At 61.6% G+C, this 24,147-nt stretch carries 31 protein-coding genes; 9 read left to right on the top strand and 22 right to left on the bottom strand.

Annotation, left to right across the window (positions count from 1 at the left end; genetic code table 11):
• The first annotated feature begins 43 nt into the window (after positions 1-43).
• Together P273_RS0107840 and P273_RS0107835 are read left to right on the top strand one after the other, a co-directional pair.
• The gene (locus P273_RS0107840) at positions 44-496 is read left to right on the top strand and encodes a hypothetical protein (RefSeq protein ID WP_155804737.1); all 453 of its coding nucleotides are present in this window, start codon (positions 44-46) and stop codon (positions 494-496) included.
• Positions 497-643: 147 nt separating this feature from the next.
• Positions 644-1,084 carry a hypothetical protein gene (locus P273_RS0107835; RefSeq protein WP_024627899.1) on the top strand — a complete coding sequence of 147 codons (441 nt, stop codon included), beginning with the start codon at positions 644-646 and terminating at the stop codon, positions 1,082-1,084.
• Positions 1,085-1,173: 89 nt separating this feature from the next.
• On the opposite strand, the gene P273_RS0107830 is transcribed toward P273_RS0107835, so the two are convergent.
• The 3 genes from P273_RS0107830 to P273_RS0107820 all read right to left on the bottom strand — a co-directional run bounded on the left by P273_RS0107830 (position 1,174) and on the right by P273_RS0107820 (position 3,048).
• Entirely contained in the window at positions 1,174-1,755 is a 582-nt protein-coding gene (locus P273_RS0107830) for a recombinase family protein (protein WP_024627898.1), read from the bottom strand.
• Positions 1,749-2,453, bottom strand: coding sequence for a hypothetical protein (locus P273_RS0107825; RefSeq protein WP_024627897.1), 705 nt, complete (start codon positions 2,451-2,453; stop codon positions 1,749-1,751). Before P273_RS0107825 ends, P273_RS0107830 begins: the two co-directional genes overlap by 7 nt.
• A gap of 358 nt (positions 2,454-2,811) precedes the next feature.
• Positions 2,812-3,048, bottom strand: coding sequence for a hypothetical protein (locus P273_RS0107820; RefSeq protein ID WP_024627896.1), 237 nt, complete (start codon positions 3,046-3,048; stop codon positions 2,812-2,814).
• Between the two features lie 194 nt (positions 3,049-3,242).
• Here P273_RS0107820 and P273_RS0107815 point away from each other — a divergent pair, with 194 nt between their 5' ends.
• A complete protein-coding gene (locus tag P273_RS0107815; protein WP_024627895.1) occupies positions 3,243-3,521 on the top strand; it encodes a hypothetical protein in 279 nt (92 codons plus the stop codon).
• Between the two features lie 177 nt (positions 3,522-3,698).
• On the opposite strand, the gene P273_RS0107810 is transcribed toward P273_RS0107815, so the two are convergent.
• From P273_RS0107810 to P273_RS0107730, 17 genes are all read right to left on the bottom strand, one after another.
• Positions 3,699-4,028 carry a hypothetical protein gene (locus tag P273_RS0107810; protein ID WP_024627894.1) on the bottom strand — a complete coding sequence of 110 codons (330 nt, stop codon included), beginning with the start codon at positions 4,026-4,028 and terminating at the stop codon, positions 3,699-3,701.
• Positions 4,029-4,123: 95 nt separating this feature from the next.
• Positions 4,124-4,399 (bottom strand): hypothetical protein, encoded by a 276-nt coding sequence (locus P273_RS0107805; RefSeq protein ID WP_024627893.1) that lies wholly within the window; start codon positions 4,397-4,399, stop codon positions 4,124-4,126.
• A gap of 220 nt (positions 4,400-4,619) precedes the next feature.
• Positions 4,620-5,024 (bottom strand): hypothetical protein, encoded by a 405-nt coding sequence (locus P273_RS0107800; RefSeq protein ID WP_024627892.1) that lies wholly within the window; start codon positions 5,022-5,024, stop codon positions 4,620-4,622.
• Positions 5,025-5,089: 65 nt separating this feature from the next.
• On the bottom strand, positions 5,090-5,356 hold the full coding sequence (locus P273_RS0107795; RefSeq protein ID WP_024627891.1) for a hypothetical protein: 267 nt from the start codon (positions 5,354-5,356) through the stop codon (positions 5,090-5,092).
• Positions 5,353-5,703, bottom strand: a complete 351-nt coding sequence (locus P273_RS0107790) for a hypothetical protein (RefSeq protein ID WP_024627890.1) — start codon at positions 5,701-5,703, stop codon at positions 5,353-5,355. Before P273_RS0107790 ends, P273_RS0107795 begins: the two co-directional genes overlap by 4 nt.
• A complete protein-coding gene (locus tag P273_RS0107785; protein ID WP_024627889.1) occupies positions 5,700-5,966 on the bottom strand; it encodes a hypothetical protein in 267 nt (88 codons plus the stop codon). The genes P273_RS0107790 and P273_RS0107785 overlap by 4 nt, the downstream gene beginning before the upstream one ends.
• Positions 5,963-6,712, bottom strand: coding sequence for a DUF2786 domain-containing protein (locus P273_RS0107780; protein WP_051354175.1), 750 nt, complete (start codon positions 6,710-6,712; stop codon positions 5,963-5,965). Before P273_RS0107780 ends, P273_RS0107785 begins: the two co-directional genes overlap by 4 nt.
• A gap of 61 nt (positions 6,713-6,773) precedes the next feature.
• Complete coding sequence (locus tag P273_RS0107775) at positions 6,774-7,559, bottom strand: DUF1524 domain-containing protein (protein WP_051354174.1); 786 nt, start codon at positions 7,557-7,559, stop codon at positions 6,774-6,776.
• A gap of 129 nt (positions 7,560-7,688) precedes the next feature.
• Positions 7,689-8,180, bottom strand: coding sequence for a hypothetical protein (locus tag P273_RS09350; protein ID WP_155804735.1), 492 nt, complete (start codon positions 8,178-8,180; stop codon positions 7,689-7,691).
• 104 nt (positions 8,181-8,284) lie between these two features.
• Entirely contained in the window at positions 8,285-8,686 is a 402-nt protein-coding gene (locus tag P273_RS09610) for a hypothetical protein (protein ID WP_024627885.1), read from the bottom strand.
• Complete coding sequence (locus P273_RS0107760) at positions 8,679-8,975, bottom strand: hypothetical protein (RefSeq protein ID WP_024627884.1); 297 nt, start codon at positions 8,973-8,975, stop codon at positions 8,679-8,681. The genes P273_RS09610 and P273_RS0107760 overlap by 8 nt, the downstream gene beginning before the upstream one ends.
• Before the next feature lie 234 nt (positions 8,976-9,209).
• On the bottom strand, positions 9,210-9,767 hold the full coding sequence (locus P273_RS0107755; protein WP_024627883.1) for a hypothetical protein: 558 nt from the start codon (positions 9,765-9,767) through the stop codon (positions 9,210-9,212).
• A gap of 4 nt (positions 9,768-9,771) precedes the next feature.
• The gene (locus P273_RS0107750; RefSeq protein WP_024627882.1) at positions 9,772-10,017 is read right to left on the bottom strand and encodes a hypothetical protein; all 246 of its coding nucleotides are present in this window, start codon (positions 10,015-10,017) and stop codon (positions 9,772-9,774) included.
• 101 nt (positions 10,018-10,118) lie between these two features.
• Positions 10,119-10,343, bottom strand: coding sequence for a hypothetical protein (locus P273_RS0107745; protein WP_024627881.1), 225 nt, complete (start codon positions 10,341-10,343; stop codon positions 10,119-10,121).
• Between the two features lie 126 nt (positions 10,344-10,469).
• On the bottom strand, positions 10,470-11,075 hold the full coding sequence (locus tag P273_RS0107740) for a ParA family protein (protein WP_024627880.1): 606 nt from the start codon (positions 11,073-11,075) through the stop codon (positions 10,470-10,472).
• Between the two features lie 761 nt (positions 11,076-11,836).
• The gene (locus tag P273_RS0107735; protein ID WP_024627879.1) at positions 11,837-12,760 is read right to left on the bottom strand and encodes a replication protein RepA; all 924 of its coding nucleotides are present in this window, start codon (positions 12,758-12,760) and stop codon (positions 11,837-11,839) included.
• A gap of 265 nt (positions 12,761-13,025) precedes the next feature.
• Complete coding sequence (locus P273_RS0107730) at positions 13,026-13,481, bottom strand: hypothetical protein (RefSeq protein ID WP_024627878.1); 456 nt, start codon at positions 13,479-13,481, stop codon at positions 13,026-13,028.
• 694 nt (positions 13,482-14,175) lie between these two features.
• On the opposite strand from P273_RS0107730, the gene P273_RS0107725 reads away from it, so the two are divergent.
• Both P273_RS0107725 and P273_RS0107720 read left to right on the top strand, forming a co-directional pair.
• Positions 14,176-15,234, top strand: a complete 1,059-nt coding sequence (locus P273_RS0107725; RefSeq protein WP_024627877.1) for a hypothetical protein — start codon at positions 14,176-14,178, stop codon at positions 15,232-15,234.
• 118 nt (positions 15,235-15,352) lie between these two features.
• On the top strand, positions 15,353-19,351 hold the full coding sequence (locus tag P273_RS0107720) for an adhesin isopeptide-forming adherence domain-containing protein (protein ID WP_024627876.1): 3,999 nt from the start codon (positions 15,353-15,355) through the stop codon (positions 19,349-19,351).
• A gap of 540 nt (positions 19,352-19,891) precedes the next feature.
• Here the strand turns inward: P273_RS0107720 and P273_RS09605 are convergent.
• Both P273_RS09605 and P273_RS0107710 read right to left on the bottom strand, forming a co-directional pair.
• Positions 19,892-21,097, bottom strand: a complete 1,206-nt coding sequence (locus P273_RS09605) for a hypothetical protein (protein WP_024627875.1) — start codon at positions 21,095-21,097, stop codon at positions 19,892-19,894.
• Positions 21,098-21,112: 15 nt separating this feature from the next.
• Positions 21,113-21,514, bottom strand: a complete 402-nt coding sequence (locus tag P273_RS0107710) for a hypothetical protein (RefSeq protein WP_024627874.1) — start codon at positions 21,512-21,514, stop codon at positions 21,113-21,115.
• Between the two features lie 102 nt (positions 21,515-21,616).
• On the opposite strand from P273_RS0107710, the gene P273_RS0107705 reads away from it, so the two are divergent.
• The 4 genes from P273_RS0107705 to P273_RS0107690 all read left to right on the top strand — a co-directional run bounded on the left by P273_RS0107705 (position 21,617) and on the right by P273_RS0107690 (position 24,124).
• Positions 21,617-21,844 carry a helix-turn-helix transcriptional regulator gene (locus P273_RS0107705; RefSeq protein ID WP_155804733.1) on the top strand — a complete coding sequence of 76 codons (228 nt, stop codon included), beginning with the start codon at positions 21,617-21,619 and terminating at the stop codon, positions 21,842-21,844.
• Positions 21,845-21,947: 103 nt separating this feature from the next.
• Positions 21,948-22,334, top strand: coding sequence for a DUF805 domain-containing protein (locus P273_RS0107700; protein WP_024627872.1), 387 nt, complete (start codon positions 21,948-21,950; stop codon positions 22,332-22,334).
• Between the two features lie 36 nt (positions 22,335-22,370).
• Positions 22,371-23,462: a peptidoglycan amidohydrolase family protein gene (locus tag P273_RS0107695; RefSeq protein WP_253269597.1), complete on the top strand. Its 1,092-nt coding sequence runs from the start codon at positions 22,371-22,373 to the stop codon at positions 23,460-23,462.
• Entirely contained in the window at positions 23,462-24,124 is a 663-nt protein-coding gene (locus tag P273_RS0107690; RefSeq protein WP_024627870.1) for a hypothetical protein, read from the top strand. The genes P273_RS0107695 and P273_RS0107690 overlap by 1 nt, the downstream gene beginning before the upstream one ends.
• Positions 24,125-24,147 lie beyond the last annotated feature (23 nt).

Raw genomic sequence — 24,147 nt, 5'->3', positions numbered from 1 at the left:
GTCGTGGGATAATGTTGTCAGTGGCGACGGGAAAGAGGCATCCATGACGGATCAGCAGACCGGCGGCGATCCAAGCGGCGAAACATCGAACAATGCCACTGACGACAATCTACGGCAGCCCTCTCAACGAACCCTTGGACAGGCCCGGCAGAGGTACGACGAACCCGATGAATTGCGCCTGATGCCATTGATCCGTGACCTCCGTGTGCCGCTCCTGGAAGGGCTTTTCGCACTTATCGCCGCCCTCTGCGCCTTAGCGAAGCCTTCCCGGCTGATCACTGCAATACAAGCCTGCTGCATCATCGCAATATTGGGCATTGCAGTGGTTGACTTTGTGGTGTTCATCTATGATAGGTTCAGCCTCGCAAAAAACACCGCCGACGGTCAGGAACCCCAGGCGCCGCAGCATGACAGTACGGAACAGCCCCAGACGCAATCTGTGGACGGAGTGGACCCGGCAAATAGAACGCTCCAATATGGAAGTTGGAGAAAGTGAATGGTCCATGCTCAAAGCAGCCAGACGCTTGCACCTTCCTCGTGCGATTGGCCTTGAACCGATCTGAGACGGCAGCTCCTGGTCAAAGGAAGCGTCTGATGGCAGGAATCCTTTGTCCCATTTGTCCCTTGGCCTTATGATTGTCATATGGAATCTACAACAAAAAAGAAAATAGACAAATTCGCAGAAATACAACGGCAACGTCTTCCTAGAGCCGATACTTCCAGCAATCTCATCATTGATATCCTGTATCAGCAATGTTCTCCAAAATTGACGAGGTTCCTGTCCACTGCTCAGGATGACCTGTACACATATGCCAAACAACTTAATGGCGATATAACCGACAGCGAGCAATTAGAAGACATCTGCAAAGACCTGGGGAGAACGCTGTCGGTTCTGAAGGCTTTCAACGAAGATCTGGATTATGAGAGCATAGGATGTACTCTCGTCTGCGATAATCCCAATCAGTGGAAGCAGTTTAAACATGCCTTGCATATTCTGCAGGCAGGACCGGCATCCTGGAGGAAGCCAAGACAACCATTTGATGTATATAAGTTGGAACGTACGGCCCTTTTCTCATTGCTGTAGTTCTCTGAAAAAGCGGAATAGGCCTTTCTGGCCCGGACAAGTGGCACCGTCCTGTCAGAGGCAAGGCCAGGCAGGCGCGGCTTTCCCTTTCAGAGGCTTGCCTGGCGCTGCTCCTTCTCTTCCGCCCGTTCGACCGCCTTGTAGATGGTGCTTCGGCTGACGTTGAACCTGGCGGCTATCTCATTGACGGTCACGGTCCTGGAATCGTACAGCTGGCGCACCATGGCGACGTCCTTGTCGGAGAGCTTGTAGGGCCGGCCGCCGTTCCTGCCGCGCGCCCTGGCCGCTTTCAGGCCGGCCATGGTGCGTTCCCGGATCAGGTCCCGCTCGAACTGCGCCATGACGGCGAACATGTTGAAGACCATCACCCCGCCGGACGTGCTGGTGTCCATGTTCTCGGTCAGGCTGCGGAACCCCACCCCCTGCTTCCGGAACCGGTCCATCAGGCCGGCCAGGTTCTGCACGCTGCGGCCCAGCCTGTCCAGCTTCCACACAACCACCGTGTCGCCCTCGCGCAGCGCCTCCAGCATCCGGTCCAGCTGGGGGCGGCTGGCCTTGGCACCGGAGGAGTGATCGACGTAGATCCTCTCGCACCCCGCCTTCCTCAAGGCGTCGGTCTGCAGATCCTCGTTCTGCTCAAGCGTGCTCACCCTCGCATAGCCAATCAGCATGCGCCCTCCCCTGCATTCCGCCCTCCGGCAGGAGCCGCCGGATGGGTCTCCTTGTACGGGCCGTATTTGGGGGCGATGCGATCATCGATGATTTGCATCAGATAGAAGAATGTCAGCACGCAGGCGGCCATCGAGCAGCAGATGCTTGCGCCGGCCGAGCCTCCTGTCAGCCAGAGCAGTCCAAGAAGGACCGTCCCCATGACCGGCCAGGCGGCGGTGCGGATCCACCACCTGTCGCAGAACCTTCCGCCCATGCCGTGATGGACATCGTAGCCGTATACGGCCAGGGCCAGCAGTTCGACCAGGCCTTCGACCGCCATGCTTATCAGCGGCGCGGCCACAAGGGGCCCGGACTGCCCCGGGAGGTCCGTGCCCGTGCTCACTGCAATCGGGTATGCCGCCGTCGCCATGAAGACCGCTGCAGCCATCAGGTACAGGTAGTGCGCCAGTGCCGTCAGCCGGTTGCGCCAGCCGTCGCAGAACGGCACTATCAGCCCGTTGCATGTCCCGTAGACCAGGTAGACGATCACGGCAAGGATGGTGATCCAATCGACGGCGCGCGTATGCAGCGTGGCGTACAGCCGCTCCCTGCCCTTCAGCAGGAGGAAAAGCACCAGCCAGAATGACGCCAGGAAGACGATCAGCAGCGCCACCGACCAGGGGTCCGTGCGCCTCTTCGCAGCTATTCGATTGTCCACTCCGATTGCCTTCTCTCTCGCGTGGATGTGCCCTGTCCTACAGTTGCGGCTGGACGGGCCTGTCTGGGACCTTGTCTCTTAATCCATATGTTTATATTACATAGATTAAAACATGAGTTTACGCATATTTATGGCTTATATCAGCCTGCATTGCCATCTCCGGACCCAATGTATTGAAAACGGTCGTTTACGAAACGACCCCGGCCTTATGGTCAAGGTCGGGGTCTTCAAATTCCATCCATTGCTGGCGACTGCCGGAATTTGATCCTGCTTTTGTGCTGTGTCGCCTCTGTCTTATGGTTTCAGTCCTTGTTTGTTCTGAGGAATATACAGATTGTTGATGCGTGATGCTTTCTGCCTAATGCTTGAGCTGCATGGGCTCGGCCTCGGCATCCCAGTCCTCGGTGGCGTTTTCCCAGAACTCTTTGTTGTTTGCCAGCCGTTTATCTCGTTCGCTGACTACCTCCACCCTCTCCACGGTGTATCCGTAGTTGGTTTCCATCACCCGGTACAGGCCCTTCCCGTGCTTCCCAAGAGAAATCCGGTTGCGTGCATCCGTACTCACCAGAACCGGCTCTTGCATAGTCGCAGTCATCACAGTCTCCTCGTGTTGTTTTCATCATTCACTCTGCACGGTGTTGCCATGTGTCGGCATCGTGCTATTACTCATTGTAACAACTTGCTCAATGACACACAAGCAATATATTCATTATGGTTACACTTAATTAGATGTTACAATATGTTGATGTTACAAGTGCTCTAGTGTGACAAAGTGGTATAATGTACAGTATGATCACATTAACGAGGGTGCGCGCCACCCAAAGAGCGCAGAAACAGTACGAGTACTACTACGCCAACGACTATTACCTCGCCCAGGAGATGTACCGCATACTGGAGCTCCTCGATGAAGGGCCCATCAAATGGGCCCATGAGCAGCAGACCGAGAAAGGACTCGCACACTGGGTACGGGTCGATCTGCCCGGAGCAGACAAGAAGTCGTACGGCATAGTCTGGAGGGAGATGGACGACGGCACCGCCAAGGTCACGTACATCGGCCTGATCCCCTAGACAGGCGTCGCCACTTGCAATCCCGGGCCCGGCTGCCAGCGTGGCCGGAGCATGGACCACGCTTGCGGACCCGACCGTTCCCCCGCCGTTGATCAGGAAAAGGCCGCGGCCCTTTTACGGGTCGCGGCCGGTTTCTTATGCTTTAGGACAATGGCATCCGGAAGCAGGTCAGTCCCTTCATCGGGAATCTGCTAATCTTCTGCCCTTTCCTGTCCGTTCCTGGATGAAGTCCGCCAGGACGGAGCGAACCAGCGCCGAGGAGGTATGTAGGTTCTCCTCCTGGGCGATGTGCTTCAGGGCTTCCTTCATGGTTGGCGTGACTTTCACGCGCAGTTCCACGTTGACGGGTCGGCGCTCCTCTTCGCGGGGTCGGCCGGCGAAGATATTCATCAAATCCTTATCAGTCAGGGCCGGAGCACCCGGATCCCTGTACACCGCAGTCCCCGGCGCGGGCTTCAGCTCGCCCCGGTCAGCCATTGCATCAAGCTCTTCGCTTGTATAGCTCACCTGCGTTTTCCTTTCTTTCATATATCATATCGCGAAGCCGCCATCCCAAACCGAAAGGTCCGGGGTGGCGGGTTCATTAGAAACCGCCGTCATCTTCAATTTTGCAGCAAATGCATCCACCTGTCGGTGACGGGCATGGCGTGGAATGCATGCGGAAAGCCGTCCGCACGCATGGCCACGATCACCTCGATGGCGTTATGGCGTGAGCCTCCTTCATGCCTGGGGCCGACGAACGCGATTGTCGTCTCTTCGGGATTGCCCTGAGTATTTTGATAGCCGAAAGGATGGTGGACGGCGTATCTTATCTCACTATCCTTCAGGCCATGCTTACGCGCAGAATTGTCAACCTTGACCAATTTGTGAGATTTCATTACATCTCCTGTTAATAAATTTTTTGTTTGCCATGTTGCCTCCTATCCACGCCAGTTCAATTCCATTAACCAAGTCTAATGGCTCCTCTAATCTATACCGCTTAATTACTCCGCCAGCGGATATACCCGCCTGCGCCCCATTTGCCGAAGCCTGGCTGAGCCGCTATGGCGAGGCCCGCCGCCTTGCCGTTACCTTAAGAAGAACGGCCTACGCTGGTCTTCAGCATTCTTTGGTGTCTAGGTCCTCCTTCTCATCTGCGATCACGGCGGCATCGACCATACTCACGAATACTGCGGAGACAAAGATTATGAAAGAGCCGAAGGCCATCGCAAAATATAAGAATACGAACCCAGGCCCTCCTTCAAGTTCCAGGGGTTTGCTCATCTCGCCCGGATACATGGCCATCCCCACGATGGGCACAATCACCACAACCAGAGCGAACGAGAGCACAATTACACGTGTCCATTTTGCCGTTTCAGCAACGAGCACCGCTATCGCCAGGAAGAAGAGGAATAAAGGCGCTAGTTCCCATGCTGTTTGGAAAAACCAGTAAATGCCGCCATACGTCGCGTTCACGTGGTCAACGAAATTCTGGTAAGCCTGTACATCGAAATACATTTTCATTTTTCTGTTCCTTTGTCTTGTAGGCCTGATGCCTTGTTTGTATTCAGCCAAGACCGGCAGGGTCTTTATACGAAAACGAAGTTCTCCGTCCTTTGGCACTTCCTGAAAACTCGTATGAATCTTTCCCGTTCCTGGGCTGTCATCGGCGGCGTGGGATCGGGGCCTGGGATCCGCTCGTCCAGTTGGTCGTCGATGTGCCAGTGCTCGGGGCAGTAGTCGCGTCCGTCGTCGGTGTGCAGCCAGTCTTCGTTGAAGCTGTCTGGGTCGGCGGTCTGGTCGCAGTCCGGCCAGTCACAGACCAGCGTGTGCGCCTGGAAGGTCATGTCGCTCATCGTCTCGTCTCCTTGGTGTTGTAGCTGCCGGCGTCCGAGTAGTCGTCCTCGTCGAGCACCCGGTCCTGCCATCGGGCCGGGCTGTGCGCATCGAGGCTGGAGACAGTGGTGTACCCGCAGGTCATGCACCGGTACAGGACCAGGCTGATCAGCGAGGGCCGGCCGTCGGGCGGGATGCGTATCGCCTTGCCGTTGATGGACCGGGGCATGGCTTTCGTCCCGCATCCTGGGCACCGGTAGGGTCCGCCCAATCCTTTGCCGCAGATGAGCAGCCCGTCCATGGGCTCCCATTGGTCCCAGGTGATTGGACAGCCGTCCCACTTGATGGGCAGCTCATGCCGGCTCATGACTGCCACCTCGGGTCAGGCCCAGGGACCCGGCGTCGGCCGATCCAGTGCCAGTGGTCCGCGCAGTAGTCCTTGCCTGTGTCGGGGTCATGCATCCAGTCCTTGTCCAGACACCAGTTTTCCGGCTCGTCGGGCAGGTAGGCCCATTGGCGGACGGCCTCCTTGTAGGTGGCGTTGCCGTTGTACTCGTCGTTCTGGGCGGTCTCCTTGCAGTCCGGCCAGTCGCAGGCCAGGCGGTGGTAGGTCAGCAGGCGGTCGCTCATGGCTGCTCCCTTCTGCCTTGGATGCGTTGGGGGTCGTGCAGTTCGTCCAGTCCCAAGGGCATGCTGTCCGCCGCCCGGCTCCCCTCCTCCTGCGCTGCCGGGGAGAAGCGGATCCTAGGCCTGCTGGCAGGCATGAGGTTCAGGGTTCGTGCGAATTCCTCCAATTGGGCGTCACGGGCTTTTACGAGTTCGGTGCCGGCGTGGGAGGCTGGGCCGGCAGGAGCCGGTTCGTGCCTCAGCTGCGCGTATCGGGCCTGTATCCGGTCCTGGAAGCCCATGTAGTAGCCGTTGCGCCATCTGGCGTTGGCCTTGCCATGGCGCAGGCGGGCTGCCGGCCGCCAGTGCGAGGCACGGTAGGTTTCCATGCTGGTCCAGATCATCTCGGCCTGCCGGCAGTCCTGTTCGGTCCCGTAGAAGATGATCCGGCGGACCATCCTTCTTCCGTTGCCGGACATGTACTCTTCGAAGTAGGTCCTGGCCCTGTTGCCCTGGGCGACGCAGGATGCCAGGACTGCTTTCTGGAAGTTCATGGGGTCTTTGCCCAGGTCGATCCCGTGCTTGACGATGGGGTCGTTCCTGCGCTCCTGCTGGTGGAGCTGCCAGTCCTCGATGGCGTACCTGCTCATGAGCTTCTGCGCCTGGGCCCAGGCTGTGGCGGCCTCGTTCTCGCTGGCCGCCGGGTCTTCGGCGATGGCCAGCAGGGCCTTGGCCCTGCCGATCATCCGCCGGTATTTTTCGTCGTTCATGGCTTTCCCCTTCTTTGTGTTGTTCGTTGCTTTCCGGGCGCAAGCACCCCGGATGCCCTTGTCAGTTGCTTGGGGTCGGCTTGCGGCCTGCGCCGGCCCCGGCGGTGCAGGAGTTCAGGACGCTGACCGTCTGAGCCTGCTCGGCCGGGCTCATGGTGAGTCGGTACTTGTGCTTGATGTAGGCGCGTTTGGCCATGTAGTCGCAGTGCCAGGCCTTGTTGCGGGGCATCCATACGGGGTCGCTTGCGGCCTGCCAGTCGATGCCGTCGCCTTTGTCCTGGTTGCTTTGCCCGTCCGAGGCCTGCAGGACGTCGGGGTCGTTGTAGTAGTCGGCCCTCTCCCCTGCCCGTTCCGGTCTCCACAGTCCGGAGGCCCAGGCGTCGTGGACTGATACGATGTGGTCGATCTGCACCTGCTGGCTGGTTTCCGGCCCTTTGGTGAAGTGCATGGGCCTGCCTGTGTACGGGTCCTGGAAGTCCCCGGCGATGACCTTGCACCCGGGAGCCAGCCTCACGCCGGTAAGGTCACGCTTAAGGATGCGGTCCCGGGTGGTGGCGTAGGGGCAGGCGCCGCCCTGCTTGCGCCAGTCCCCGAACTGGCTGTCCCTGTGATAGCCGCCGGTGTGAGGCCGGTCCTCCACAGGGCCGTCCTGCGCGTACCGTGCGGCTGTCGCATAGTCGACGGGCGCCCTGAACTCCTTGGAGAAGGACCCCTGTTCAGTCTCCTGCCGGCCGGCATCCGGCCACCGTGGGGGATTCAGGAGCGTCAAGTAGGCCAGGGCGATCGACAAACACCACATAAAGACCAGTTGCCAGATTGAATGCCTACGGGTATGTTTCCTCATCATCCCTACCTCGTTTTGCGATACGGGGAATGCTTGGCTCATTCCATGTATCGCGGTTGTCAGTTCCTGTTGGTCATAATCCCATGCCCGGGTCGTATACGTTTTCGGCGTTGGCGCTCCTATGAACACGGCTCATGGCTGCTCCCTTTCGTGGTTGGCCTGCACGATCTGCCAGAGCATCTCGCTGGCCACGCGCCGCCGGTACGACTGCTTCTCGGGGCTGTACCCCATGGCCGGGCGCGGGATGAGGCTGAGGCCGGAGCGTGACGGGCACAGGACCGCATTGACCGCTTCGAGCATGATCTTCTGCTCTTTCAGCTGCTCGTACAGGCTGAGGGGGCAGACCAGGTAGTTGCGGTCGCCATAGAAGGTCAAGCCGTTGCCCGACGTGAAGTCCGCCATGCAGCTTTTGACCTCGTAGCAGACGAAGGTCCCCAGCTCGACGCTGGCCGGCTCCACCGCATAGTTCGGCGTGAAAGGCTTGAAGCCCACGTAGTCGATGCGCCGCTCCTGCGGGGTCCCCTTGTCGAAGCTCACCTCGGAAGCCCAGTAGTAATGCCTGTATGTGAGTTGGCGTTCGACCAGCCGACCAAGCATCACTGTCGTTTCGCTACGAGTACTCATATCAGGCCCTCACATGTCTGCGATAACGCTTCGGCTCGGCCTGGCGTTTGCTGAGCTCCACGTTCCCCAGCCACAGGAATACCGACCGATCCTGGTAATAACGCTCACTCATGGCACGCCTCCGGATAGATCCTGGTCTCGATGCCCGCACCCAGAGCACGCCGGACCATGTCCCAGGTTTCATGGCTTGGCCCGTCTGCGGGCACATCTGGCAGTGCCAGGAGCAGGTCCGCTCCGTGGTCGATGACTTTCTGGTTGCTCAGCTCAACACCGTTTTCGGGATGTTTCAGGTAGTCGAAGGGGAAGAACTCCATCATGCATCCTCGCTTGTCCGCCAGGCGGTGGGTCATGGCGACGACGCCGTCCGGGAGGATGGCTGGGATGAGTATGGTGTTCCTCCCGCGGCATACTTCGTGGATGTCGTCCAGTCTTTCGCCCAGCAGTGCCTGGTCGGCTTTGGTTTGCCGACGGCGTCCGGCGGCGATGATGATGCGCATGTCACGCATGGCTGGCCTCCGGTCCCTTGTCGAAGCGCGTGGGCGTGCCCGTGTACGGGTCCTGGAAGTCCCGGGCGGCCATCCGGTGACCGGCGGGCGACCTGAACTGCTGGGCAACCCTTTCTTGCGGCCCGGTCTGCCTGCTGCCGGTTTTGTGGTTGATGGCTGGCCCTATGACCAGGACGATCACCAGGAACAGCAGCACGCATGTGGAGCTTGCCAGGTGGTGCAGCCCTTCGCTGGGCAGCATGTACCCGTTGGATTTGAAGGCCTTTCGGCGGCGATGACATTTTCTCATTCTTGCCTCTTTGATTGCCTTGCCGGGGCGCTTGGCCCGCCCTGGCTGGGCTGTCGTGGTTATTCTAAGGGGCTCTGCAGCCCCATATGAACATTATACCATGATAATGTAAAAAGTATAATGCAGACCGTTATAATGTATAACTATATAAAGTATACATTATATGTATATACAATATAAAGTTTACATTATACTGTTTATCCTTCATGGTGTGCTTTGCCGGTTCACCGCTGTTCAGGCGAGGCCGCTGATCTCGTCCATGATGCGCCTGAAGGTGTCTATTTCGGCGTTGAGCCGGGTCATGGTCCGCGTCCCTGGGTAGGGGATGCCGCGCTGCACCTCGTAGAGCAGTTCCATGTTGGCCTCCTCCATCGCCGCCGTAATGGATCTCATGTCCAGGCATCCGTGCCTGAGCTGCGTGACCGGCTTGGCCAGGTACTGTCCCAGGGTCCTTATGCTGTCGAGGATGCCGCTGCCTATGGGGTGCAGCTCCCCCAGTCTTGCCTGCGCGTCGATCCACTGCGTAATCCGTATGATGCCGGTGGTCTTGAAGTCGATGCCTTGTTCGTAGCAGTCCTCCAGGAGCCCGTCGTCTCGGTGGCGGCGTGCGGTCTTCTGGTTGGGCTGGGTGTGTTTGTCGTCCTTGGACGGGTCGGCCAGGAGGTGGATGCCTCCGAAGCCCTGGCGGGCCTGCATGTCGGTGGCCCTGAGCTCGCATTCGAGCACCCCTCCCCCGTCCTTGGGGCTGGCGCTGTATTCGATGGCTATCCAGATGAGTATTGGCCTGTTCATGGCGTCACCTCCCCTGCCCGGCCGGGTTCTGGTATTGGATGAATTCGAGCTGGCAGACGTCGTTGTCCTGCCGTGGCTGCTTCATCTTCGGGTTGCTGCGGTCGCTTTCCGATTGCAGGCTGGTGCGCAGCCGCTCGACGGTCCTCTGCGGCAGGCCCAGCTGGGTGGAGAGCCAGAGGTCCTCGCTGCCGTCCTGCTTGGCGTCCTTGATCATGCGCAGCCTTGACTTGCCGAGGCCCCGCTGGTGCATGCTTCCTTGTCGGTGTTCCATTTTGTCATCCTTACTTGCCGGTGCGCCTCTCCCTTGGCCGGAGGGCGGGCCGGCGGTTGTGCCTTCATTGCCTGGCCGGCTCAGCGGCCGGCCTGGGGGCCTTCCTTGTCCATGCGCTCCTTGCACATGTCGCTCAGGAGGGTGGACATCGAGGTCTCGTGGTCGAAGCAGTACAGCCGGAGCTTCCTGTAGAGGCTGATGGGCAGGTAGACGGTGACCGGCTTCTTGCGTTCCTTCCTGGCGCCCTCCTCTTCGAGGATGTCGCTGACCTTCTTCGCCTTGCCGGCGTGTGTGCCGATTGCCATGCTGTGCGCTCCTTCCGCCCGCCGGCCCTGAGTGTGCCTTCGTGCCGGCCTGTCGAATGTTTAATGGTTTATTTGCATACAGTTTACAGTATATCTGTTTACTTTATAATGTTTACTGTTTTACTGTTATTCCGCCTCGGCCTGGTCGAAGAACGACGTGATTTCGTCGACCTCCTCCTCGTATCCGGATCCATGCGGGATGTCCGCCGTCCCGGATGCCTTCCTGATGGATTCCCTGGCCTTGATCGTCGATTCGAGGACGGGCAGCTTCTTCTCCTTGAGCAGCTCCTTGCAGTCCCTCCATGCCACGGTATTCGGGTTGACGCGGGTCACCAGGACGGCCATGGGCCCGTTGACCGTCTCCGCCGTGGCCAGGGCCCGGTTCACGTCGAGGCTGGAGGGCTGCGTGGTGATGATCACCAGGTCGGCGGCGTTGATGCCGGCCTGGATGACGGCCGACTCCAGCGGGGGGGTGTCGATGAGCACCCAGTCGGCCCCGGTCTCGGAGGGGTCCGATACGTTCTCGACGTTGGCGCTTACCACGGGGAAGGGGAGCGGGTTCCCTGACTCCGCCGCCATCTTCTTCCATTTGGTCGCGCCTGCGGACGGGTCCATGTCCCTGACCTCCACCTTCTCGCCCCGCCTGGCGAGGATGCCGGCGGTGAGCATGACGCTGGTGGTCTTGCCGACGCCTCCCTTGGTGTTGGCCCAGGCTATGACGTTTGCCATCATCGCTCCTTCCCAGTCCTTGCGGACAGTATGCCTGTTTAATGTTTACAGCTTCACTATATAATGTTTAATTTATAATGTTTTCATTTATTACAGTATGCTATCAAAATGTTTACATTGCCCAAGGGATCCGCCTTCTGACTGCCTGGTGAACCGCAACCACCAAGGTTTACAGTTTACATTATAAATTATACATTTTATGGCTTTCCAGGAAACATACCCGGATGGTCCAGACGGGGGATGGGCAAGTCTGTGAGGAATGGATCCTCCGGCCCATGAGGGCCGCTGGCGGCTTTTGACATGAAAGTCCTCTGGCGGCCTCGTCGATGATCCTCGTGGCGCAGGTGCTTTGTGGCCGTTCGCCGCAGACTGTGGAATGGCTGTGTCTTTCGGATTGTGGATAACTTTCATGCTGTATTTGCGATATAGGAGTTATCTAGAGTCTATAGCCACTATAGCTACTAGGTGTTTTGCCCAGCCCTACTGCCGCAAGGGTTTTCAGGTTTTGTGGTGTAGAACAATTACGTTGCCGGTGTAGAACAATTACGTTGCCGGTGTAGAACAATTACGTTGCCGGTGTAGAACAATTACGTTCTTCGGGTGTAGAACAATTACGTTGCAGGAGGGCTTTTGCATCGGTGAATGTGGATAACTTCGATGCATTTTGGGTGGTCCGCATCCTCCAAGCGCCTTCGGCTAAAGGATGGCGGCGGCTGCCTGCCGTGGCTGTAGGAGATGGGCCTTGGGTCCTGGCCCTGGTCGGATCAGTTGCCGGTCTTGCGCGGTTTGGGTTTGACGCTGAGACTGGATCTTTGCAGGATGATGCCTTCGCCTTTGATGACCTTGTAGTGCAGGCCTCCGGGCCATGGCTGGGAGATTTTCTTGAGGCTGTTCTTGAAGTATCTGGTGAATTCCTTGGGGTTCTTGTAGGTGCCGCCGAACTGCCTGCTGAGGCTGTCCCAGGTGATGATGCCCGTCTGCATGGCGTTTGAGTGGTTGAGCGCGTAGAGGCGCCTGGACAGCCACATGTAGATGTCGATGATCTGGCCGCGGCTTCCCGGGTTCATCTGGACCAGGACTTCGAGCATGTCGTCGTCCAGGGGGATGCCGTGCCGCATCTGCTCCCACGTTTCGCCGGTCAGCTGGAGGTAGCCGTTGGCGTGCGACTCGTCGCCGGGTTTCCTGCTCCAGGAGATGTAGCTTTCCTTCGAGATGGTCAGCGAGTCCGTGCGGCGCGCGAACTGGTCCCTGGTGCTCAGGTCCTCGGTGATTTTGATTTGCATGGCGCTGACGGCATCGAGCTGGCGTCTGAACGCCTTGTAGTCGGTCCCGGTGGGACTGCGCATGATGTGCAGCTGCTTCATGAGGTCGCCCAGGTTGTCGGGCAGCCAGATGGTCCTGGTCGGGTTGTCCGGATCGCGTTTGACCTGGGTGGTGATGTAGATCAGCAGCAGGCGGGCGTATTTGCCGTACGGCCACAGCGTGAGCAGTTTCCCGTCCAATGCGTATTGCTGCGGGGTGACCTGGTAGGTGAGTGTGCCGTTGACCCGTATCCAGGGTTCGGCCGTCTTCGGCTCCCGGTAGGGGAGCGAGAACCGGCAGAAGTCGGGCATGATGTAGACCCGGCTCTGTGCATTGAGCTGCTGCCATTGTTCGCCGGTGGGCCGGTCAGTCGCGTCGTTTTCCATTACGATGTATACTTTCCCTTGGTATCTGCTTTTGCAACAAGCCACATCCATTTGTCGCCGGTTGCCGAAGCCTGTGCCGCTGTGTTGTAAAGCTTTGACGCTCGGGTTTTGGGTACTTTTGCGCCGTGAAGCTTTTCAAGTCTGGGCCCCCGTCCGAAGATTGTCGGACGGGGGTAATCCTTACCTGGTTGCAAGTATACGCCAGAAACGTCGCTGTCCTGCCGCCGCGGTGCGTGCGGCCGGCAGAGGGGGTCATCCCCGGCGGTTATGCCGCCCTGCCCGCTCCATCGGCGGGGGGGGGGGTCTTTTCCCGCTGATTGTTCGTTCCCTGCTTGTTCAGGCGCGCCGTTCCCTTTTCCGCCTGCCCGCTCCATCGCGGGGGGGGGGTCTCTTCCCGTTGACGACCCGTTTCCTGCAGGTAGGCGTTCAGGGCTTCCTGTATGCGTTCGCCGAGGCGCCTGCCGCCGGCGGCCTCCCTCAGCAGGGGTGCATGCGACTGCTTCAGGTCGTAGCCGCATTTTTCGAAGATCTTCATGCACTGCTCGGTCGGATCCTTGCCGAAGTGCTCACAGACCATGGCGAATTCCGCGATGGTCAGCGGAACACCGGTCAGGTGCATGACGCTGTACATTTTTGCGGCAGAAAAGCCTAAGAGTTCCGCCAGGTCGGTGATCGAGGTGACGGAACCCGTTTCTTGGAGCCAGCTCTTGATCAGAACCACCGACTCCTTATCGGCTTGACGCCATCTGCTAGATTTCATCAGGAGCCAGTTTACGGCACAGGCAAGCCTTTTTCGGACAATGGAGATCACGTCTCGGGCCCTTCTTCAACAAGCTGGGGAAATTCCCTGGTTATCTTCTGAAATACCAAAATTACAGCATAAAAAGTAGCGGAATTTGTGAAAAATAAGAAATTTGGTGTACTGTGTCCGATGAAGGAGGAGCGGCTGCGGTCGAATCATGGATTGCAGCCGTCAATGGTGTGGGGATCCACGGGGTTTTGTGGATGCGAAGGTAAGCCGGCATGTTTCGCGCCGGCGTGAGGAGAGGGGGCGCAGTGCAGGCTCCGGTCGTTGGTGTTGGCGGCTGATGGTGTCCTGCGAAGGCAAACCGTGTTGTTGATGCGTCGGCAGTTTGGGCTGCCGGCGGGGCACGTCGGCCAAGGACGTGCCGCCGATTCCCCGTTCTTGGGGAGGATGGCAGAAAAAAAGAAGACCCCCGGCTTGGCCGGGGGGTACATATCCAGCCCCTGGGCGAGCCGAAGACTTATCAGCCAAGATTTATCTTTGGTTTACGCCGACAGGGTTCTTGAGGTAAGGATGACTGGCTTATGTACAGGAGAATACTTTAGCACTGTGCGGCCGGTTACGCTGGAGGAAGGCAGTAACCCGCATAAGCGAGAAGAGGGGATTTGTCATGGAGGACCAGGAAGACGAGGGGACCATGGACCTGCAGAGCGTGTCCGATCCCGTGGAGGACGAGGCTTCGGCCCCTCCGGCGATTGTGCCGGAGGACGGGGGAGACCCTTCGGACGGGAAGCCGCGTCCGAAGTGGTTGGTCCCGGTGATTGCCGCTGTCGTGGTGGTCGTTGTGGCTGTGGCTGGTCTTGTGGGCTGGCGCGTGTTTGAGTCCCGCCGGCATGATGCGGCGCTGGACTCCTGCACCCAGGCGGTGAAGACTTTGCAGGGGAAGACCAGTTCGGGCCATATGGCGCAATACCGCGAGGCGGCCGGCATCAAGGCCGACCAGGTCAAGGATGCGAAGACCGTGCTGGCCATGGCTCGCAGCGTGAAAAACGCTGAGGGCCTCAAACGGCAGACCGTGCAGTGCAAGGCCTCCATGTCCGCTGCTGATCTGAATGCGGAGGCCGGCAAGGCCCGGCGGATCGACGGCAGATTCGCTGTTGTGGCGAAGGCGGCTAAGGCGGTTTTGGCTTCCCGGGATGCGAAGGTCCTGGATGATGCGAAGGCGGCTTTGGACGGGAAGAAGGGCGAGGCGTCCAGGCTGCTGGCCGATTCGGACGGGAAGGTGGCCGACAACGCCACCCGTGACGGCCTGCAGAAGGCCATCGACCAGGCCGGCCAGGTCAAGTCCGGCAAGGCGAAGGCCTACCAGGATGCGGTTAACGCCCTGCAGGCGGCCATCGACCAGGTGAACGCCTCCGTGCAGGCCAAGAGCCAGGCCGACCAGCAGGCCGCGGTCCAAGCGGCCCAGGCAGCACAAGCCCAAGCCGCCCAGCAGCAGCCGGCGCAACAGCAGACGGCTCCCTCTTATAGGGGAGGCGGTGGGTACACGCCCTCCTACCGGCCCTCCATCAACAGGGGAGGCGGTGGCGGCTGGTCAGTCCCCGCGCCGGCCCAGCAATCTGCACCCTCAACACCGAACGGAGGAGGGTATAACCCTGGTGTCGAAGATTGGATGAACAGTACTGGGCATCCTGTCTGTCAACAAGGCCAAGCCTGTGGCATTGGGTGATTTATTTATTAAGAATTTGCCAGCGGGACCGGTTGCTTGGTAGGTCTCCTATCCCGCTGGCGTTACTTGTGGGCGGTCATGAGGCCGTCCCCTTCATAGTACCGGAAGGGAAACATCAATGATGACACCAGGAAAGATCGGACGATGGGCCGGACGGCTCCTGCGCCTGGGATCCGGATGGCCCGCCAGGGCGGTGGCCGTGGCAGCCGCCGGGGCCACGCTGATGATCGGCGTCGAGCCGGCGTTCGCCGGCGGCGGCGCCGGCAGTTCGGACGGTGGCGGCGGCGGAGCCGTGGCCTCCCAGGTGAGCTGGACCTATAAGGATGCCAATGATGGCGCGTACGGCTCCTCGACCGATTTCAACAGCATCTATCGTGCTTTCTCGGCCATGGGGGTGTCCATGCAGCCCGAAGGCGTAGGCCATGCGCAGAAAGCCTTGAACGAGGCCAACGGCAACTGCGTGGCCCGTTTCAACGAGGCGCATCCCGACCAGTACGGCCAGGCCCAATGCCGCGTGACCGGCGTTGGCGTCATGACCGGACCCAACAAGTCGTTCAGCGGCGAGGTTCACCACCTAAAAAGTGACTGGATAAATGCGTGGGCTGCTGAGGTTATGGGCAAGACTTATAGCAATCACGGAAGCCAGTACCAGACAAACGATTTGTTCTACGATCAGGCAAATACGTCGATTAATACTCTTGTTGATCAGTACACTCGTGATTCGACCAGTATTGTTGTGATTGCTTTGAACCAGTATGAGCCGAAGCCTGCTGAGGTGCCGCCGGCTCCGCCGTCCAAGACGGTGCAGCCGGGGACGAGCGCTGATTCGATGGGCAATCACACGGTCATCGGTTCGGGCACCGGTGTTGGCGGCAAGCAGTTCGTCTTCCGTGATACGTTCGACCCGCAGGGCCAGGGGTATGTGATCGACCATCAGAAGGTCGTGGACACCAGCACCGGCCAGGACATCAGCGGATCCTTCAATTTCAATACCGCGAACGGTGGCACGCCGGCGGGGAATGTGGCCACGGCGACGTGGAAGGGCGGGGATATCCCCAGCAATCACAACTGGCAGTATGAGCTGGATGTGATTCCGCATAATCCGGATACGAGCCTGATCAAGGATACGGGCTCGGTGTATTGGAAGGGCTCCTCGAAGGAGGCTGACCAGAAGACCCCGGATCATGAGTTCCCGACCTGGAAGCCGAACCCCGACAAGTCCTGGGTGCTGTGGGACAAGACGGCCGGCAAGTGGCAGGCGGTGGTGGATCCGTCCAAGTCGAACACGACCGGCGCCGACGAGCATGTGTTCCTGGACGGGGACAAGGTGGCCGGCGTGGTCAACGGCACCGTGGACCCGCATCTGATCGATGCGCCGAATTCGTTCGCCCTGACGGACGACTGGTCGGCTGCCGAGTATCTGGTGGACCAGGACGGCAGGGACCGGATCCGCGTGTACGAGGCCCAGGCCGCGCCAGGCGCGGACGGGCATTACCGGCAGACCAGCGTCAACGACATCGCCGCCAAGGGCAAGGACGTGACCGACCAGTTCGAGATCACGGTTTCGGGCAGCCGGGCCGTGGCCAAGGCCAAGCCCGCCTACCTGGCCAAGCTCAAGAACATGGGCCAGGGCCTGCAGGTGACCATGCTGGTGCCGTTCACGGTGAACTTCGCCAACGGGAAGGGCGCCGCCCAGGCGCGCAAGGACCACAACAGGAAGCCCGGCGACGAGCTGACCTTCTGCAGCCCGGACGGCTCCGCCCCCCAGTTCACGAACAAGGGCTCCGAGCAGGTCAACGGGCAGACCGTGGCCACCAACCAGCCGAAGATCTGCGGGTACGTGCCGCCGGTCAAGAAGGACGTGGTGTCCGAGGCCAGCCAGGGAGGCGACCAGGACAGCGTGGACGGCAAGGTCGTCTACCCCGGCCAGAAGGTCGAATACCAGCTGACCACCCAGCCCAAGCTGCCTGACCTGCTGGCCTACCAGGGGGAGCGGGTGATCATCACCGACACCTACGACCAGTGGCTGAACGTGGACAAGCAGACCCTGGAGCTGATGGATCTGAACACGGGCCGGGTGATCCCCAAGAGCCGGTACAGCACGAAGTGGGACGACGCTCACCACCTGGTGCAGGTCGTCTTCACCGACGCCAACCTGATCGGCCAGTGGCGGGCGGCCCAGAACCCGCGCATCCAGCTGCGGTTCGAGGGCACCGTCGACGGGAAGGCCCCTGCCGGGCACAAGGTCAACAACCAGTGGATGCTGACCCTGAACAACAGCCTGACCCCGTCCAACGAGGTGTTCAACACCCCGCCTGACTTCAACCCCCTCAAGAAGGACGTCAGCTCCAAGGACCAGAGCATCAGCATCGACGGGAAGACCCTCCTGCTGGGCGACACCGGCTACTACCGGGTCACCCTGGACGCCAGGCAGACCAACCAGGCGTACGCCGTGTGGCGGCTGGGCCTGGTGGACGACTTCGACGACGAGTACCTGTCCATCGACCCCTCGCGGATCGAGGTGCAGGGTTCGGACGGCAAGGACTACACCAAGGCGTTCAACATCCAGGTCAGGGACGGCGTGGTCTACGCGTTCGCCAGGACCGTGGACACCAGGGTGCCGGCGACCGGGGAGACCCTCAAGGGCGACCCGCAGCCTGCCGACCTGGCCGCCTACGCCGCCGCCAAGGGCCACAACCCGCTGCGCGAGCCCGCCATCGACCAGGGCCTGCTGGGCCGCACCTATGACCTGGTGCTGCCCTACAAGGTCATCAAGGTCAAGGACGGCTACGTGGTGAAGAACAAGGCCACGCAGATCATCAACGACCTGCGCAAGGACACCAACCAGGTGAGCAACCCGCTCAAGCCGCTCAACCCGAGCAAGGATGTGGTGGTCAAGGTCAACGGGGAGAGCACGAACGGCAAGAGCGTGTACAAGGACCGGCTCTTCCTCTACCAGCTTGACAGCAGCATTCTGCCGGCCAACCGGGCATACGCCCAGGCCGACCGGTGGCTGATCGAGGACCAGCTGGACCCCAAGGTGGACCAGTACACGGGCCAGTGGGCCGTGTACGCCACCCGCGACCTGTACAAGGACGGGAAGGTGCTGGCCGGCAAGGGCGAGCGGATCGCCGGCTCCGGCTTCGATTCCTCGAAGCTGGGCAAGCTGTTCACCCTGGAGCAGGACCAGTCGGGCAAGGTGACCATCCAGGCCACGCCCGCCTACCTGGCTCTGGTGTCCGCGTCCGGCGACCGTGAGGCCGGCTGGCGCGCCTACATCCAGTGCAAGCGTCTGGCCGTCACCAAGCGCCACGAGAACCGTTTCACCGAGTACTACAACGACAAGGTGAACCCCTCGAACGTGGTGTGGACCCGCACCCCGGACATGACCCCCAGGCTGAGGATCGTCAAGTTCGACACCAGGAGCGGACTGCCCCAGGGGGACCGCAACGACCCCAAGGAGGCCCTGACGGTGGACGGCGACACCGATATCACGGTGCGCATCTACAACGATTCGGGCACCGATCCGGACACGGGCCGGGGCTACGTGTTCCTGGGCCGGGACCTGAAGCTGGAGGACAGGACCGTGGCCGGCGACGGCCAGGTCGTGGACTGGAAGTATCCGGACGGCTGGGCCGACTACCAGCTCAAGCCCGGCAAGCATGTGGATGTGCATGGCACCCTCAAGGGCGTCACGGAGCACCACACCAACCGGGCCAAGGTCACCGGCCGGCCGCTGGCGCCCTGCGTGGTCCCCGGCGACGACAAGCCCTTCGACCCCAAGGATCCCGATGCCAAGCCCGGCCGGGAGACGCCCAAGGATGCGGTCATGGTCGACGGGGTGGCCCTGTGCGGGGACACCACGGTGGAGTCCAACACGGACGACTGGAACGGCGTGAAGCCTCCGGCCCTGCCTGTGACCGGCTCCCAGGTCGCCGTGGCGCTTCTGGCTGCCGGGCTGCTGCTCCTGGGGGGCTTCGTGTCCTTCCAGGGCGGGCGGTGGATGCGCCGCCGGCATGCGGAGAACCATGAGGCCGCCCTGGCGTTCAGCGAGCAGGTCATGGCCCAGGCCGGAGCGCCGGAGCCTGACGAACCGCGGGACGAGCAGCCCCGCTGACGGTCTACGAGCCGCACCCATGCAAAGGGGTGCGGCCCCTTCCTTGCAATGCTTCCCCTCCGGATTTCTTAGGCTGCCTTCTGCCTTTTCTGGTTGCCTCTGTTTTCTCGGTCCGGCGGGGCCTTCGCCCCTATAGGGGCGCTCCGGGCGAAGCGGCTGGCGGGTTCTGCCTCCCGTCGCCGCTCCGCCGCTAATCGTCCGGTCCAGCAGCGGGCCCGGATTGGGGCGTCGTTCCGTCGCCTTGTCCTCCGGTACTCGGCCCTGCGCGGCCGGGAGGGCGCGGCCTGCCTCCCGATCCTCCTGCTGCCGGCCCGGCTGCCACGGCCCGCGCGCTGTCAGGCGCCGGCGGGCCTCTGATGATCTTCCCGCCTGTGCTTTGGCTGATGCGCGGACGGGATGGCCGGTTGAGGAACCGACTGGTCCCCTCTTCTCGATTCCTCGGCCGATTCGCCGTCGCGCATCTTCGTGGCGGCAGAGCCGGGGCGGACTTCCCCTTGCCGCCCCGGCACATACTTTCTGAGGCGGTTGATCGTCATGGCGTTACAGATGGTCGGGCAGCGAGTTGTCGTCGCCGGAAGCCGGCGGCACGCTCCATCCGCCTTGTGGTGCGGATGGAGCTGCCGGCGCGGGTGCTGGCGTGTAGCCGCCGCCACCGCCTCCCCTGTTGACGGAGGGCCGGTAGGAGGGCGTGTACCCGCCGCCTCCCCTATAAGAGGGAGCCGTCTGCTGTTGCGCCGGCTGCTGCTGGGCGGCCTGGGCCTGAGCTGCTTGTGCTGCGGCCTGCTGGTCGGCCTGGCTCTTGGCCTGCACGGAGGCGTTCACCTGGTCGATGGCCGCCTGCAGGGCGTTAACCGCATCCTGGTAGGCCTTCGCCTTGCCGGACTTGACCTGGCCGGCCTGGTCGATGGCCTTCTGCAGGCCGTCACGGGTGGCGTTGTCGGCCACCTTCCCGTCCGAATCGGCCAGCAGCCTGGACGCCTCGCCCTTCTTCCCGTCCAAAGCCGCCTTCGCATCATCCAGGATCTTCGCATCCCGGGAAGCCAAAACCGCCTGGGCGCCGGCTTTGACCTTGCCGTTGAGGCTGGCCTGGCGGCTGGCGGCCTCGTGCATTCTGCCGGCACTGGCATTGAGAGCGTCTTTCCCAGCGCCGGCCTTGCAGGCGAGCAGGGGGGCCGGGCCTTTGTCCCTGCCGGCCAGGGCGTGCAGGCGTTGCACGGTCTTCGGGTCCTTCACCTGTCCGGGGTTTACGGACAGCGCGGCCCGGTAGGCCCTGGCGTACGGGGTCCGGTATGCGGCTTCGATGTCATGCCTGGCCTGGGTGCAGGATTCCATGGCGGAGTCATAGGCTCTGCGGCCCATGTAGGCGCGGCCGCCGTTCACCGCGCCTGCGATGGCGACGGCTGCGAGGAGGGCGCAGCAGGCTATGAGGATTGGTTTGGCGGTGCTCCGCTTCCGGGCGCTTTCGGCGTCCGTGCCGGCCTGCACATCGGGCTCTGCGGCTTGGTCCTGCTTGACCGTCTTCGGCAGGGAGAGCGTGGGCGCGTCGTCCAGGTCCGGCGGCTGCCGGCGGGCCGTCTGGATCGGGGTCTTCGGGTCCCTGGGTCCGGCGGGCGCAGCCTTCTGCGGAATGGGCGCGGGAGGGTTCCTGCCGAGGATGGCCGCCTGTATGCGGCGCAGGGCCTCCTGCTTGTCGGGCAGCTGCGGGTACTGCTTCCAGCTGTCGTCCCAGCCTTCCGCCGCGCTCATAGCCCGGCTCCCGTCTCAGTGCCCGCGGTATGCCTCGATGGCCTGCTCGACCCAGGCCTGCGCCTGTTCCGGAGTGAGCCCTTCCGGCAGGGAGGACATGGGGATGCGCACATATTCGCGTTCATTGCCCTTGGCCTGCGGACGGTCCAGGACATGCTCGATGCCTTTTCGGTCAAGTCTGACTCCCTCCAGCTGGGCCTTGATGAGCCTGCGCGCGTTGCGCGAGCCGATTTTCCGGTCCGGATTCTGGTCCAGCCACCGCGCTACCCGCCGCTGCGTGCCTGGCGAGAGGCCGACGAGCGTGTTGGCAGCCGGAAGGTTTATGCGCCCGGCCACGAAGGCATCCTGCAGGGTCGCATCCAGGTTCTCGAGACGGGAGAATCTCGGATCCGTTTGTTTCTTTCCTTTGGCAGCCATCGCTGTAGATTCTACAGTCCCGGCCAAAAGAGAATGAAAAAAACGATTATATACCAATTATATCAACGAATGTATGAAAAAATATATGAAAATAGGTATAAAATGGCTCAATCAGTAGGAAATAAGGATATAAAAAGGACTGTCAGCGTTGGCAAGGTCAACTCTTTGCGAAGGGCGCTGAACCTGACCGAGCAGGATCTGGGCGACATCATGGGCATCTCCGGATCATCCGTGAGCCGCCGGCTGCGCGGGGCGGTTCCGTTCAGCAGGGAGGAGCTGCGCCGGTTCGCCGAGCAGGCGCACACGGAGGAGGGGTGGTTCGATGCGTAGAGGACTTGCCTCTGGCCGGCGTCCGGCGGCCCGTCCGCATGTGCCGGGATGGCTCGGCATGACCGTGCGGGCGTGGTCCCCGGTGCGCGGGTCGAGGATCCTGATGGCCAGGCGCAGGTTCTGGCCTGTGGTGGCTGTGCTGGCCCTGGCGGGCCTGCCGGTCAACCTTGCGTGCATGTTCTGCGGTTCCATGGCGGGCGAGTGGGTGCTTGGCGCATGGACGCTGGCCGCGGGGGGCCTGCTGGCCGTGGCGGCCCTTCGACGTGCCAAGGATGCGGGGCTCAGCCGGATCATCATGGCGGTTCTGCTGGCGCCTTTGGCGGTGTCGGCGTTCCTGTGCCTGCTGGTGCCGCTGGTGTGCCTGGACGGGCACCCGTCCGACACGGCCGCAGCCGCCTTCACCAGCCTGACCTCCTACCTGTACCTCGGCCTTCCTCTGGTTTTCGGGGGGTGCCTGCCCTCCAGGCGCAGCAGGGGCGTGCGGCTGTGAGCGGGGCGCGGCGGCCCGGGAGGGGGTGTGGCGGACATGGGCGATGCTGATTCGGGTCGCACGGTGATGAAGGTCATCGTGTCCGTCCTGGCTGTGCTGGGGGTCTTTCTGATGCTGCTCCTTGGCGGCGTGGCGTTCACTGCCGCAGCCTGCGAGAACGGCGAAGGGGACGGGGAGGGCGCGCCCTCCTCCACGACCGTGTCCGTGGACAATGCCTCGTACAAGCCGCCTGAGCATTCCGACGACCCCGTGGCGGAGAAGATGGCCTCGTTCATGGAGGGCATCGCCTTGGACGACTCCCACGGGTACTCGCAGCCGCGCCGCATGGGCAACCCCGACTTCGACTGCAGTTCGGCTGTGTTCCGCAGCGGCCAGGCGGCGGGCCTGCCCCTGTCCGGATACCCGTTCACCACCTGGAACGAGGGCGCGGCCCTCCAGTCCGTCGGGTTCAAGCATTTCACCTGGAGCGGGAACTACCACGATGCGAAGGCCACGCTGAAGCGGGGCGACGTGGTGGTGAACCCGCAGGAGCATACGGAGGTCTACGTCGGCGGAGGCCTGTTCGCAGCGGCGCGGCACGCATACCCTTCCGGCGTCGACGACGGGCATCCGGGCGACCAGGGCAAAGGCGACGACCAGGAGATCATCATCAGCGGCTACCTGGACCCCGGTCTGACCGACGTGTACCGGCATGACCCGTCCGCCCAGGTGACGGCCTCCGGCGATGCCACGACCCCGGGGGCGGCGACGCCCGCCGTCTGCCGTCCGGCGGACCAGCCCGACGCGGGGGATGCAGGCGATGGGGTCAATGCCTCCGCCGAGCAGGCCAAGGCCATCGCCAAGCGGATGATCCCCGACTACTTCCCGGGGGCGGACACGGAGAAGGAATACGGGTGCCTGGTGAGCATGTGGACCAGGGAGTCCGGATGGAACATCCATGCGGAGAACGCCTCGTCGGGGGCGTACGGGATCCCCCAGGCGCTTCCGGCCAGCAAGATGGCGTCCGTCGGCCCCGACTGGAGGGACAACGCCACAACGCAGGTCAAATGGGGCCTGCAGTACATCAAAGGCCGGTATTCGACGCCGTGCGGCGCCTGGTCCCGCTGGCAGGCGAAGGGATGGTACTGATGATTGCGTTAGCGGATGCCACGATCAATCCGAAGCTCGACGACTCATGGATGCCGGACGGGCTCCCGGGTGTGGTCTCCTCCGTCCTTGGGGCGGTCATGATCGTGCTGGCGATCCTGTTCATCGTGTTCATCCTGGTATTCGCCGCCAACAAGGTCTTCCCGTCGATGCGCTCCTCCTGGTCGGCGGACGGGCTCTACCGGATCTTCGGGGTCGTCCTGGTGGCCGTTCTGACGGTGGGCTTAGGGCCCGGCATCTACTGGGCGAACCACAACGTGGATCCGTTCCCCGGGGGGGTGAACGCCTCGTCCAGCAACTGGGATGCCGTGAAGCTCGATCCGAGCCTGGTCAAGCAATACGGCCTCGACGGCGCCACGGCGATAGCCAACACCGGGAACGACTTCCGCCAGGCCGGCAGGAAGCTCGGCGATGCCGGCAGGAACCTTTCCAAGGGCAATGTGCCCGGGGCCATAGGCTCGGCGGCCTCCGCGGGAGGCTCCGTGATCTCCGGCCTCGTCAACGGGGCCCATGTGGTGGTCTCCAGCGTCAAGCACAAGGGCATCGCGCAGACCGTGTCAGACGGATGGAAAATCCTGTGGAACAAGGCCGGACAGGTCGGATCCTCGATCGCCTCATGGTTCAGGGATAGGGGGCGCCGGTGAAGTACCCGTGACAGTTTCCGGCC

It is taken from the genome of Bifidobacterium sp. A11 (assembly GCF_000499185.1).
GTDB lineage: Bacteria > Actinomycetota > Actinomycetes > Actinomycetales > Bifidobacteriaceae > Bombiscardovia > Bombiscardovia mizhiensis.
Note: the sequence above shows the minus strand (reverse complement) of the source record. Positions and strands in the feature narration are given on the sequence as shown.